The organism is Cellulomonas biazotea, assembly GCF_004306155.1.
Classification (GTDB): Bacteria; Actinomycetota; Actinomycetes; order Actinomycetales; family Cellulomonadaceae; genus Cellulomonas; species Cellulomonas biazotea.
The window spans coordinates 1-11,944 of sequence record NZ_BIMR01000184.1 but is presented as its reverse complement, the minus strand read 5'-3'; the positions used below and the strand labels follow the sequence as shown (position 1 = coordinate 11,944).

General features: G+C 74.4%; 12 protein-coding genes. 9 read left to right on the top strand and 3 right to left on the bottom strand.

The window, feature by feature from the left end; genetic code table 11:
* Positions 1-25: 25 nt before the first annotated feature.
* Genes CBZ_RS12235 through CBZ_RS12225 form a run of 3 tightly spaced genes read right to left on the bottom strand, consistent with a single transcriptional unit; the run spans position 26 to position 3,716 of the window.
* A complete protein-coding gene (locus CBZ_RS12235) occupies positions 26-2,092 on the bottom strand; it encodes a bifunctional aldolase/short-chain dehydrogenase (RefSeq protein ID WP_130781814.1) in 2,067 nt (688 codons plus the stop codon).
* A gap of 5 nt (positions 2,093-2,097) precedes the next feature.
* The gene (rhaI, locus tag CBZ_RS12230) at positions 2,098-3,276 is read right to left on the bottom strand and encodes an L-rhamnose isomerase (RefSeq protein WP_130781813.1); all 1,179 of its coding nucleotides are present in this window, start codon (positions 3,274-3,276) and stop codon (positions 2,098-2,100) included.
* Positions 3,273-3,716 (bottom strand): L-rhamnose mutarotase, encoded by a 444-nt coding sequence (locus tag CBZ_RS12225; RefSeq protein ID WP_130781812.1) that lies wholly within the window; start codon positions 3,714-3,716, stop codon positions 3,273-3,275. Before CBZ_RS12225 ends, rhaI begins: the two co-directional genes overlap by 4 nt.
* A 333-nt stretch (positions 3,717-4,049) precedes the next feature.
* Between CBZ_RS12225 and CBZ_RS12220 the strand changes: the two genes are divergently transcribed.
* The 9 genes from CBZ_RS12220 (at position 4,050) to CBZ_RS20910 (ending at position 11,745) form a co-directional block, all read left to right on the top strand.
* Positions 4,050-4,589 carry a LacI family DNA-binding transcriptional regulator gene (locus CBZ_RS12220; protein WP_307720756.1) on the top strand — a complete coding sequence of 180 codons (540 nt, stop codon included), beginning with the start codon at positions 4,050-4,052 and terminating at the stop codon, positions 4,587-4,589.
* Positions 4,586-5,767, top strand: coding sequence for a Gfo/Idh/MocA family protein (locus CBZ_RS12215; protein WP_130781811.1), 1,182 nt, complete (start codon positions 4,586-4,588; stop codon positions 5,765-5,767). Before CBZ_RS12220 ends, CBZ_RS12215 begins: the two co-directional genes overlap by 4 nt.
* The gene (locus CBZ_RS12210; RefSeq protein WP_130781810.1) at positions 5,764-6,912 is read left to right on the top strand and encodes a glycoside hydrolase family protein; all 1,149 of its coding nucleotides are present in this window, start codon (positions 5,764-5,766) and stop codon (positions 6,910-6,912) included. The genes CBZ_RS12215 and CBZ_RS12210 overlap by 4 nt, the downstream gene beginning before the upstream one ends.
* 101 nt (positions 6,913-7,013) lie before the next feature.
* Positions 7,014-9,026 carry a beta-galactosidase gene (locus tag CBZ_RS12205; protein ID WP_130781809.1) on the top strand — a complete coding sequence of 671 codons (2,013 nt, stop codon included), beginning with the start codon at positions 7,014-7,016 and terminating at the stop codon, positions 9,024-9,026.
* Between the two features lie 48 nt (positions 9,027-9,074).
* Positions 9,075-9,584, top strand: coding sequence for a hypothetical protein (locus CBZ_RS12200; RefSeq protein WP_130781808.1), 510 nt, complete (start codon positions 9,075-9,077; stop codon positions 9,582-9,584).
* Positions 9,585-9,667: 83 nt separating this feature from the next.
* Positions 9,668-10,324, top strand: a complete 657-nt coding sequence (locus CBZ_RS12195) for a GNAT family N-acetyltransferase (RefSeq protein WP_130781807.1) — start codon at positions 9,668-9,670, stop codon at positions 10,322-10,324.
* A gap of 152 nt (positions 10,325-10,476) precedes the next feature.
* Positions 10,477-10,761 carry a hypothetical protein gene (locus CBZ_RS21360; protein WP_174768671.1) on the top strand — a complete coding sequence of 95 codons (285 nt, stop codon included), beginning with the start codon at positions 10,477-10,479 and terminating at the stop codon, positions 10,759-10,761.
* Between the two features lie 120 nt (positions 10,762-10,881).
* Positions 10,882-11,280 carry a VOC family protein gene (locus tag CBZ_RS12185; RefSeq protein ID WP_130781806.1) on the top strand — a complete coding sequence of 133 codons (399 nt, stop codon included), beginning with the start codon at positions 10,882-10,884 and terminating at the stop codon, positions 11,278-11,280.
* A gap of 201 nt (positions 11,281-11,481) precedes the next feature.
* Positions 11,482-11,745, top strand: coding sequence for a hypothetical protein (locus CBZ_RS20910; protein WP_165446756.1), 264 nt, complete (start codon positions 11,482-11,484; stop codon positions 11,743-11,745).
* Positions 11,746-11,944: the final 199 nt, after the last annotated feature.

The window sequence follows — 11,944 nt, the reverse complement described above, 5'->3', positions numbered from 1 at the left end:
CGGCGGGCCGGGCGGGCGGGGGGCGTCATCGCAGGAACGCCGCCGCCACGCCCGAGTCGACCGGGACGTGCAGGCCGGTCGTCTGGACCAGGTCGGGGCCGGTGAGGGCGAACACCGCGGCGGCGACGTGCTCGGGCAGGACCTCCTTCTTCAGGAGGGTGCGCTGCGCGTAGTAGGCGCCGAGCTCGGACTCGGGCACGCCGTAGACCGCGGCCCGCTTGGCGCCCCAGCCGCCGGCGAAGATGCCGGACCCGCGCACGACGCCGTCGGGGTTGACGCCGTTGACGCGGATGCCGTGCTCGCCGAGCTCGGCCGCGAGCAGCCGGACCTGGTGGGCCTGGTCGGCCTTGGTCGCGGAGTAGGCGATGTTGTTCGGGCCGGCGAACAGCGAGTTCTTCGACGCGATGTAGACGATGTCGCCGCCCAGTCCCTGGGCGATCATGGCGCGCGCGGCCTCGCGGGCGACGAGGAACGAGCCGCGGGCCATGACGTCGTGCTGCAGGTCCCAGTCGCGGACAGTCGTCTCCAGCAGCGGCTTGCTGATCGACAGACCCGCGTTGTTGACGACGAGGTCGACGCCACCGAACGCCAGGACGGTCTCGCGGACGAGCGCCGCGACGGCCTCCTCGGACGTCACGTCGGCCTCGACGGCGACCGCGACGTCGGGCCCGCCGAGCGCCTCCGCGACCTCGGCAGCCCCCGCGAGGTTGAGGTCGGCGATCACGACGCACGCGCCCTCGGCGGCGAGCCGCTCGGCGATGGCCCGCCCGATCCCCGACCCGGCGCCGGTCACGAGCGCGACGCGGGTGGCCAGCGGCTTGGGCGCGGGCATGCGCGCCAGCTTGGCCTCCTCGAGCGCCCAGTACTCGATGCGGAACTTCTCCGACTCGTCGATCGGGGCGTAGGTCGAGATCGCCTCCGCGCCGCGCATGACGTTGATCGCGTTGACGTAGAACTCGCCCGCGACACGCGCGGTCTGCTTGTCCTTGCCGAACGAGAACATGCCCACGCCCGGGACCAGGACGATCGCCGGGTCGGCACCGCGGATCGCCGGGGAGGACGCGTCGGCATGCCGGTCGTAGTACGCCTGGTACGCCTCGCGGTACTCGGCGTGCAGCGCGTGCAGGCGTGCGACCACGTCCTCGACGGGCGCGGTCGCGGGCAGGTCGACGACCAGCGGCGACACCTTGGTCCGCAGGAAGTGGTCGGGGCACGACGTGCCGAGCGCGGCGAGCGGCGCGAGGCGCTCGCGGGACAGGAAGTCGAGCACGACGTCGGAGTCGGTGAAGTGCCCGACCTGCGGGCGGTCGGCCGACGCGAGACCGCGGATGACGGGCGCGAGCGCGGCGGCCCGCTCCCGGCGCTCGGCCTCCGGCAGCGCCTCGAACCCGTCGACGACCGCGCCGAACGGGTGCCCGCCCTCGGCGGCCAGGGCCGCCGTGCGCTCCTCGATGAACGCCTCCGCGGCGCGGATGATCGCCAGGGACCGCTCCTCGGCCTGGTCGGACGTGTCGCCCCACGCGGTGATGCCGTGGCCGCCGAGCACGCAGCCGATGGCCTGCGGGTTCTTCTCCTTGATCTCGGCGATGTCGAGGCCGAGCTGGAAGCCCGGCCGGCGCCACGGCACCCACACGACGGAGTCGCCGAAGATCTCGTGCGTCAGCGCCTCGCCGTCGGCGGCCGTCGCGACGGCGATGCCCGCGTCGGGGTGCAGGTGGTCGACGTGCAGCGCGTCGACCAGCCCGTGCATCGCGGTGTCGATCGACGGCGCCGCACCGCCCTTGCCGTGCAGGCAGTAGTCGAACGCCGCGACCATCTCGTCCTCGCGGTCCACGCCCGGGTAGACGTCGACGAGCGCGCGGAGCCGGTCGAGGCGCAGGACGGCCAGGTTCTTCTCGGTGAGCGTCCCGAGGTCGCCCCCGGAGCCCTTGACCCACAGGAGCTCGACGTCCTGGCCCGTGACCGGGTCCGTCGCCACCCCCTTGGCGGAGGTGTTCCCGCCGGCGTAGTTGGTCACCCGCGGGTCGGAGCCCAGGCGGTTGGAACGGGCGATCAGGTCGGCCGCGGCGTGGTGCGTCGTCGCGTCGGTCATGGTCGTCAGGCTCCCCATCCGGCCTGCGTGCCACCGACACGCTCGGCCACGATCGTCTCGGTGTACCCCGACCGCGCGAACGCGCCCATCGGGTCGGCGTCGAGCCCCTGCTCGACCCGCAGGTCGGCCAGCAGCGGCCGCACGTCGGTGTTGTACGCGTCCATGAGCACGCCGTTCGCGCCGAGCACGTCACCCGACTGCTGGGCGGCCGTCAGCGCGGCGGTGTCGACGAGCAGCGCCTTGGCCGTCGCCTCCTGCACGTTCATGACGGACCGGATCTGACCGGGGATCTTCGGCTCGATGTTGTGGCACTGGTCGAGCATGAAGTTCACGCCGCTGTCGGGCGCGAGCGCCCCGGACTGGACGATCTCGTGCATGATCCGGAACAGCTGGAACGGGTCGGCCGCCCCCACCATGAGGTCGTCGTCGGCGTAGAACCGGCTGTTGAAGTCGAACGCCCCGAGCCGCCCGTGCCGCAGGAGCTGCGCGACGATGAACTCGATGTTGGTCCCGGGCGCGTGGTGGCCCGTGTCGAGCACGACCATGGCCCGCTCGCCGAGCGCGAGGCAGTGCAGCAGCGACGTGCCCCAGTCCGGGATGTCGGTCGAGTAGAAGGCCGGCTCGAAGAACTTGTACTCGAGGATCAGCCGGTGCTCGGGGTCGAGCGCCGCGTAGATCTCCTGCAGCGACTCCGCGAGGCGGTCCTGCCGCGCCCGGATCGAGTCCTGGCCGGGGTAGTTGAGGCCGTCGGGCAGCCACAGCTTGAGGTCCGTCGAGCCTGTGGCGCGCATGACGTCGACGCACTGAACGTGGTGCTGCACGGCCTTGGCGCGCACCCGGGCGTCCGGGTGGGTCAGGGAGCCGAGCATGTAGTCGTCGTCCTGGAACAGGTTCGAGTTGATCGCGCCGATCTGGACGCCGAGGTCCTTGGCGTGCCGGGCGAGCGCGTCGTAGTCGTCGACGAGGTCCCACGGGATGTGCAGGCTGACGCGCGGCGCGACCCCGGTGTACCGGTGCACCTGGGCGGCGTCGGCGAGCTTCTCGAACGGGTCGCGCGGGACGCCGGCCTGGCCGAACACCTTGAACCGGGTGCCGGAGTTGCCGAACGCCCACGACGGGAGCTCGATCGTCTGCTGGGCGAGGGCGCTGCGCGCGGCGGCGAGGGCCTCGGGGGTGGGGCTCATGCGAGGTCCTCCAGGGGGGCGGGGTCGGTGGCGGTGGGGCGCGGGGCGTCGTCGGCGGCGTTCGGGTGCGGAGCAGGCGGGGTCGGCGACGGGGGCGTGGTCGGCAGGCCCGCGGCGCGGAGCTGGTCCTCCAGGTGGAAGACCTCGTCGAGCACCTGGAACCCCTCGTCGGGGTTGCCGTCGGTGACGAAGAACTCGGCCATCTCGGCCTGCCAGCGCGGGTTGACGGCGGTGCGCGTCATCGCCTCCTGCGCGGCGGCGTAGTCGTCGGTCTCGAGGTGGCCGACGAGCAGGCCGTCGGGGGCGAGGTACAGCGAGTAGTCGCGCCACCCGGTGTCGCGGAGCGCCTCGAGCATCTCGGGCCACACGGCGGCGTGCCGGGCGCGGTACTCGTCGAGGCGGTCCGGGCGGACCCGGGAGACGAAGCAGACGCGGGTCATGGCCTGCCCCCTTCGATCGTCGCGTCGTTGAAACGATTCATCGTCTGGAACTCTAGGAAGGGGACCCGGCGGAGTCAAGACCGGGGACCCGACAACTTCGGCAAGCCCTTTCCCGAGCCTCAGCGTACTGCGGCACGACGCCCGCCGACCCGCCTCCCGCCGCCGGTCACCCCCGCGCCGCCGCGGCGCAGCTCACCCGCTCGCCCGCCGGTCCCCGCACGTCCGGACGACAGGCCGCGCGCGACGGTGAGACGCGGTGGGCACCTCCGGGGGCAGGTCGGGGGGTGCCGTTAGCATCGGCACGACGCAAGGGCGCTCGAGGGAGGACCACGGATGGCGACGACCCGGGGACGTGCGGAACGCCGTCCGTCCATCACCGACGTCGCCAAGCGCGCGGGGGTCAGCGTCGGCACCGTCTCCAACGTCCTCAACCGGCCCGACCAGGTCACCCCCGCGACGCGCGACCGCGTCCAGGCCGCGATCGACGAGCTGCAGTTCGTCCGCAACGCCTCCGCCCGCCAGCTGCGCGCCGGCACGATCCAGACCGTCGGCGCGATCGTGCTCGACATCGCGAACCCGTTCTTCACCGAGGTCGCCCGCGGCGTCGAGGACCGGCTCGCCGCCGAGGACTACACGCTCATGCTGTCGTCGTCCGACGAGGACCCCGAGCGCGAGGCCCGGTACCTGCGCCTCTTCGAGGAGCACGGCGTGCAGGGCGTCATGGTCACGCCGTCCGCCGGGTCGATCGACGCGCTGCTCGCCGTGCGCGACCGGGGCGTCGACGTCGTGCTGCTCGACGCGACGTCCCCGTTCGACGACATCTCCTCGGTCGCGGTCGACGACGTGCGCCCGTTCGCGAAGGAGCGCACGTGACCGACGAGCAGGCCACCCCGGTGACCGCGACGACTCCCCCGCTGCGCGTCGCGATCGTCGGCACCGGCGCCATCGCGCACGCCCACCAGCAGGTCCTCGCCACCGACCCGGGCGTCGTCACCGTCGCCGTCGCCGACCCGAACCCGCAGGTCAGGGACACCTTCGCCGACCGGTACGGCATCGACGGGCGGTACGACACCCTCGCCGACCTGCTCGCCGCGCAGCCCGTCGACGTCGTCCACCTGTGCACCCCGCCCGGCCTGCACCGCGAGCAGGCCGTCGCCGCCCTGCGCGCCGGGGCGCACGTCGTCTGCGAGAAGCCGCCCGTCCTGTCGCTCGCCGACCTCGACGCCGTGCTCGACGTCGCCGAGGAGGTCGGCCGGCAGTACGCGGTCGTCTTCCAGCAGCGCACCGGCACCGCCGTCGGGCACGTGCAGCGGCTCCTCGCCGACGGCGAGCTCGGGCGCCCGCTCGTCGGCGTCTGCCACACGCTCTGGTACCGCCGCCAGGAGGACTACTACGCCGTGCCGTGGCGCGGGAAGTGGGCCACCGAGGGCGGCGGCCCGCTGCTCGGGCTCGGCATCCACCAGCTCGACCTGCTCGCGTTCCTGCTCGGCGAGTGGGCCGAGGTCGACGCCCGCGCGTTCCGGCTGGCCCGCGACGTCGAGACCGAGGACACCTCCACCGCCGTCGTCCGCTTCGCGAACGGCGCGGTCGTCTCCGTCCTCACGACGTCCCTCTCCCCGCGGCAGACCTCCTACGTGCGCGTCGACACGACGCTCGGCACCGTCGAGGTCGAGCACCTGTACGGGCACGACGCCCGGTCCTGGCGGCTCACGCCCGCCCCGCTCGTCACCGGCGGCACGCCCGAGCCCGCCCCCGCGTCCTGGACGCTGCCCGCCGACGACGAGCCCAGCGGCCACACGCCCCTGCTGCGCGCGGTCTACGAGGCCTTGCGCACCGGCGCCCCGCTGCCGCCGGTCGCCGCCGACCCGCACCGGTCGCTCGAGCTCGTCACCGCGATCTACGCGTCGGCGTCGCTCGGGCGGCCCGTCACGAAGGCCGACCTGGCCCCCGGCAGCGCGCTGCGGGACGGGTTCCTGCACGGTGTCGAGGACCTGCGGGACGTCGACGCGCAGGGCGTCGTCGCGGGCGAGCGGCCGGACGGGGGCGCGTGAGCCCGGCCTCGCCGGACGACGGCGTCGGCGGCGTCGGCGGAGTCGTCGGGGTCGGTGGAGTCGGGACCTCCGCGGCGACGTCGCACCCCCGCGTCGCCCCCGCGCCCCTCTACGTCGACCCGCTCGGCGCCCCCACCGACCCGACCGTCGTCCGCGGCCCCGACGGCACGTGGTGGCTGTTCGCGACCCAGCGCCGCCCCGACGACCCCGGCCCGGGCGTCACCTGGGTGCACGGCACCGACATCACCGTGGCGACGTCGGACGACGGCGGCCTCACGTGGACGCACCGCGGCGTCGTCGAGGGCCTCGACCCGCACCCCGGCCGGAACACGCTGTGGGCGCCCGAGGTCGTGCACGCCGAGGGCCGGTTCCACATGTTCGTCAGCTACATCACGGGCGTCCCCGACCGCTGGGAGGGGCACGCGCGGCACGTCCTGCACCACGTGTCCGACGACCTCGTGACCTGGGAGTACGTCGGCGTCGTGCCGCTGTCCTCGGACCGGGTGATCGACGCGTGCGTCGCTCCGCTGCCGTCGGGCGGGTACCGGATGTGGTTCAAGGACGAGGCCGCGGACTCGACGACGTGGTGCGCGGACTCCCCCGACCTGCTCACGTGGGGGCCGTCGCGCCCCGCGGTCACGGGTCGCCCGCACGAGGGGCCGAACGTGTTCACGCTCGGCGGCTGGCACTGGATGCTCGTCGACGAGTGGCGCGGGCAGGCCGTCCACCGGTCCGACGACCTGGAGACCTGGACGTTCGACGGTCACGTCCTCGACCGCCCGGGCACGCGCCCGTCCGACGGGTCGATCGGGCACCACGCGGACGTCGTCGTCGGCGCCGACGCGGACGGCGAGCCCGTCGCGTGGGTCTTCTACTTCACGCACGCCGTCTCGCCGTTCTCGACCGAGGGGCGGGCGCTCGACGAGGCCCACGACGCGGCCCTCGACTCCGCTCTCGACGCCGCCCAGGACCTCGCGCACGAGCCCGCCCACCCCGACGACGAGCCCGTGGGAGGGGCGGCCGAGGGCGACACGCCCGCCACCCGTCGCGCGGTCGTGCAGGTCGCCGTCGCGCGCGTCGTGGACGGGCACCTCGTGTGCGACCGCGACGAGCCCGTCGACCTGGACCTGCGCCGCGTGCCCTGACCCCGCGTCCGCACCGCCCGCACCCCCGCACGACCCGCACCCGCACCCGCACCCGCACCACCGCACGCTGCACCCCGACCGCACCACCAGCGAGGATCCTCATGACGAACGCCCCCTGGCCCCTCGGCGTCGACGGCATCGCCTACGGCGGCGACTACAACCCGGAGCAGTGGCCGCTCGCGACGCGCGTCGAGGACGTCGACCTCATGGTCCAGGCGGGGGTCACGCTCGTGAGCGTCGGCATCTTCTCCTGGGCGCAGCTCGAGCCGCGGCCGGGCGTGCACGACTTCGGGTGGCTGGACGACGTGCTCGACCGCCTCGCGGCGGCGGGGATCAAGGTCGCGCTCGCGACGGCGACGGCGAGCCCGCCCCCGTGGCTGACGCGCCTGCACCCCGAGCTGCTGCCCGTGACGGCGGACGGGACGGTGCTGCAGGCGGGCAGCCGGCAGGCGTACCGGGTGTCGTCGCCGGTGTGGCGCGACTACGCGGTGCGGATGACGCGCCTCATGGCCGAGCGGTACGGGAACCACCCGGCGCTCGCGCTGTGGCACGTCGACAACGAGCTCGGCTGCCACGTGCCGCACGACTTCTCCGACGACGCGGCGGCGGCGTTCCGGCGCTGGCTCGAGGACCGGTACGGGACGGTCGACGCGCTGAACGCGGCGTGGGGCACCGCGTTCTGGTCGCAGCGGTACGACACGTTCGACGAGGTCCTGCCGCCGCGCGCCGCCCCGACGAGCCTCAACCCGACGCAGCAGCTCGACTTCGCGCGGTACTCCTCCGACGAGCTGCTGGTGCACTACCGGGCGTTGCGCGACGTGCTGCGCGAGGTCACGCCGCACGTGCCGACGACGACGAACCTCATGATGTCGACGGCGACGAAGTGGATGGACTACTTCTCCTGGTCCGACGACCTCGACGTCGTCGCGAACGACCACTACACGATCGCGGCGCGACCGGACGCGCACGTCGAGCTCGCGCTCAGCGCCGACCTGTCGCGCGGCGTCGCGGGCGGCGCCCCGTGGATGCTCATGGAGCACTCGACGTCGGCGGTGAACTGGCAGCCGCGCAACCGCTCCAAGCGCCCCGGGGAGATGCTGCGGCACTCGCTGTCGCACGTCGCGCACGGTGCGGACGCGGTGATGTTCTTCCAGTGGCGGCAGTCGGCGGCGGGCTCCGAGAAGTACCACTCGGCGATGCTGCCGCACGCCGGGACGGACACCGACGTGTGGCGCGGGACGGTCGAGCTCGGCGAGGCGCTGCGGGCGATCGGCGAGGTCCGCGGCTCGCGCGTGCAGTCGGACGTCGCGCTCGTCTGGGACTACCCGGCGTGGTGGGGCGCGGAGCTCGACTCCCACCCCTCGACCGACGTGTCGTACCAGGAGCGGATGCTCGCGCACTACCGCGCGCTGTGGGAGCGGCACGTGTCCGTCGACGTCGTGCGGCCGTCCGCGGACCTGTCGCGCTACCGGCTGGTCGTCGTCCCGACGCTGTACCTGGTGACCGACGCGGACGCCGCGAACATCGCCGCCGCGGCGGCGGCGGGCGCGACGGTGCTGGTCACGTACTTCTCGGGAATCGTCGACGAGCACGACCACGTGCGGCTCGGCGGCTACCCGGGCGCGTTCCGCGACCTGCTGGGCGTGCGCACCGAGGAGCTGTGGGCGCTGCAGGAGGGCGAGACCCTCACGCTCGACGACGGTGCGACGGCCGACGTCTGGTCGGAGAAGGTCCACGCGGCTCCCGGGACCGAGGTCGTGCGGACCTTCGCCGACGGCGACCTCGCGGGGGGTCCGGCGCTGACGCGGCGTGCCGTGGGCGACGGTGCGGCCTGGTACCTCGCGACGCGGCTCGACGACGCGGCGCTCGGCGCGCTGACCGAGGCGCTGCTGGTCGAGGCCGGGGTGGACCCGGTGCTCGACGGGCTGCCGGCCGGCGTCGAGGTGACGAGGCGCCGCGCCGACGACGGCCGGTCGTGGCTGTTCGTGCTCAACCACTCGACGTCCCCCGTCGACCTGCCGCCGGGCGACGTGCTCGCCGGGCGGACGTCGGACGGCCGGGTCGACGCGGGCGGTTTCGCCGTTCTGCGTGAAATGTCGCCTTCTGCGCCCTAGCATCGCCACGGCCGACGACGGTCGGTCCGTGGCGGCGAAGGGGACGCGATGGTGGACGGCGAGGACGACCCGACGGGCACCCCGTCGCACCGCAGGGGTGCGCCCCGTCGGCGCGGGCGCGTCGTCGTGGCGGTGGTCGCGGTCGTCGCCGTGGCGGTCGCGGCCGGCGCGCTGGCCTTCTCTCGTCGCGGCGGCCCCGACCCGCAGGACCTGCTCGCCGCGCACGACGTGACCGACGAGGTGCTCGGCCAGGCGGCGTGGCGTGAGCGCGTCCGCCTGGTCCTGCCGACGCAGGACCACCCGCCGGCGCGGATCCGCGTCTACGTGTCGTGCACCGGACGGGACGTGGCGCGCGTCTACCTGGACGGCACGTGGTCCGGCGGCGTCCCGTGCGGCTCGACGACCGCCGGGGAGGGCGTCGCGAGCGTGACGATCGGCGACCCGGTCGACCTGGGCGTCGAGCACGTCGTCGAGGTCGAGGCCGCGCCGGACGCCGCGATCGCGGTCACGGTGGCCGTCCCGCGCGAGGACGTCGCCGGGACGATCGTCCAGGGCTGACCTGGTTTTTCACCCGCTCGGCGCATCCAGGACCGGGACGGACAGGTTGCAACTGGACGCATGTCCCGGTCAGGATGCGCGGCATGGCAGCGACCCCGTCCGAGCCGCCTGCCTCCCGGCCGGCGCCCCCCGACGTCGTCGTCCCGCTCACGCGGGCCGACCTCCCCGCCGCGGCGGCCGTCCTGGCCGCGGCGCTGGCCGACGACCCGGGCTTCCGGCACCTGTTCCCCGTCGACTCCCGGCGGGAGCGCGAGCTCCGGGCGCTGTACCGCATGACGCTGTCCGACGCCCTCGCGCACGGGCACACCTACGTGACGAAGCTCGACGGCGTCGTCACCGGCGCGGTCGCCCTGTACGCACCGGGCACGTACCCGATGACGACCGGCCGCTGGTGGCGGCAGGCGCTGCGGATCGTCGCGATCGCGGTGCGGACCCGCACGCACTCGCTCGGCCTCATCAAGTTCGGTGACGCCACGGCCGAGGGCGTCCCCGCCGACGCCTGGTACGTCGAGGCCCTCGGCGTCCGCCCCGACCTGCAGCGCGCGGGCCGCGGCAAGCGGCTCATGGCGCGCGTCTTCGAGCTCATCGACGCGGGCGCCGAGCCCGGCTACCTGGAGACGACGCAGCCCCCGAACGTCGAGTACTACTCCGCGCTCGGCTACACCGAGACGAACGCCCGCGTCGCGATCGCGCAGGACGGGCCGTGGATTATCCCGATGGAGCGCGCACGCAAGGGCTGACCCTGTCATAGGTCAAGCCAGGGCAAAGTTGGGCCTTCCCTCCGGTCAACTCCGCGTGCCATGCTGCGCGTGTCACGACCCCGCACCGGCAGCACGCCGGACCCGCGGGCACCGTCCGCCCGGCACGCCGGGCCCGTGGTGAGGAGGGCGACATGTTCGGATGGCGCAGGCGCGACAGGTACGCGGCGGCGGCGGCGACGGCCCCGCTGGTCCCGGTCGGCGACAGCGGGTCGACGCCCGACGGCGGCCCGGAGCCGGTCGGCCCCGTCCCCGACCCGACGCCCACCCACGGCGGCTGGTTCTCCGGCTGGTTCGACGGCGGTCACCACGGCGGCAGCCACGGCGGGCACGACGGGGGCGGGTTCGGCGGCTTCGGCGGGTTCGACGGCGGTGGGTTCGGAGGCGGGGGCGACGGCGGCGGGGGCGGCGGGTACTGAGGGAGCGCCCGGCGCTCGACGTCCGCCGCACGGCGGTCGGGTCGCGGCCGGCGGCGACGGCCCACGATGAGGACAGAAGTCCTGGTCAGCGCGTCGCCGCCGAGTGGCAGCATCCGCGGCATGAGGATCCTTCATCAGATGGTCGTGCTCGACGCCCCCGACCTCGCCGCCGAGAGCACCTTCTGGGCGGGGCTGCTCGACGGGACCGTCGACCCCAAGGACGAGCACGGCTGGCACGCCGTCCTCGTCGACGGCGAGCAGCGGCTCGGCATCCAGCACGCCCCGGACCTGGTCGCCCCCGACTGGCCCGACGGCGCACCGCAGCAGCTGCACCTCGACCTGTACGTCGACGACATCGCCGAGGCGCACGCCCGGGCCGTCGCGCTCGGCGCACGCGTGCTGCAGCCCGCCGACCTCACCGAGCCCGGCGGCTACGTCGTCTACGCCGACCCGGCCGGGCACCCGTTCTGCCTGTGCTGGATGCCCGCGGACGGGACCTGGTCGCCCGACGACGTCTGAGGCGACCGACCGCCGAGGTCGTCGTCCTCCCCCGTCGCCCCCACCGCGCCTGTCGTCGTGAGGCGGTGGGGGGCGACGGCTCCTTCCGCCGCGCACGGCGCGGTGGGACGCTGCTGGGGTCACGTCTCGCACGGACGCACGCGACCGACCCCGCGGGGTCGGTCGCCCACCGGTGACGGTCTCGACGACGAGGAGCGCGCGATGGGCTTGTTCGACTGGCTGCGGCTGGACCACGACCTGCAGGCGACGACCGCGGCCGGGGTCGTCCTCGCGGGCGGTACCACGGCCGACGCGACCGGCGGACGTCCGGACCCGTGGGTGGCGCCCGACGACCCGATCCCCGGCGACCTCGGCTTCGGCGTCGCCGCGAGCGGCTTCGACAGCGGCCACGGCATCGGCAGCGGGTTCGACGGGGGCTTCGGCGGGTTCGACGGCGGCGGGGGCATCGACGGCGGCGGGAGCTGAGCGCCGCTCGTCGCGACCGCCCTGCTCGTCGTGCACGTCTCACACGGCGGCACGCGCTGACCTCCTGCGCGTCCGGCTGAACCCCGTCCCGTCGCGTCCCGTCCCGCACACGTCCCGCACCCACGACGACCCCGTCATGACGCCCTCTCCCGCTGGTCGGGAGGGCGTCATGACGGGGTCGTGTCGGTGTGTCGTCGGA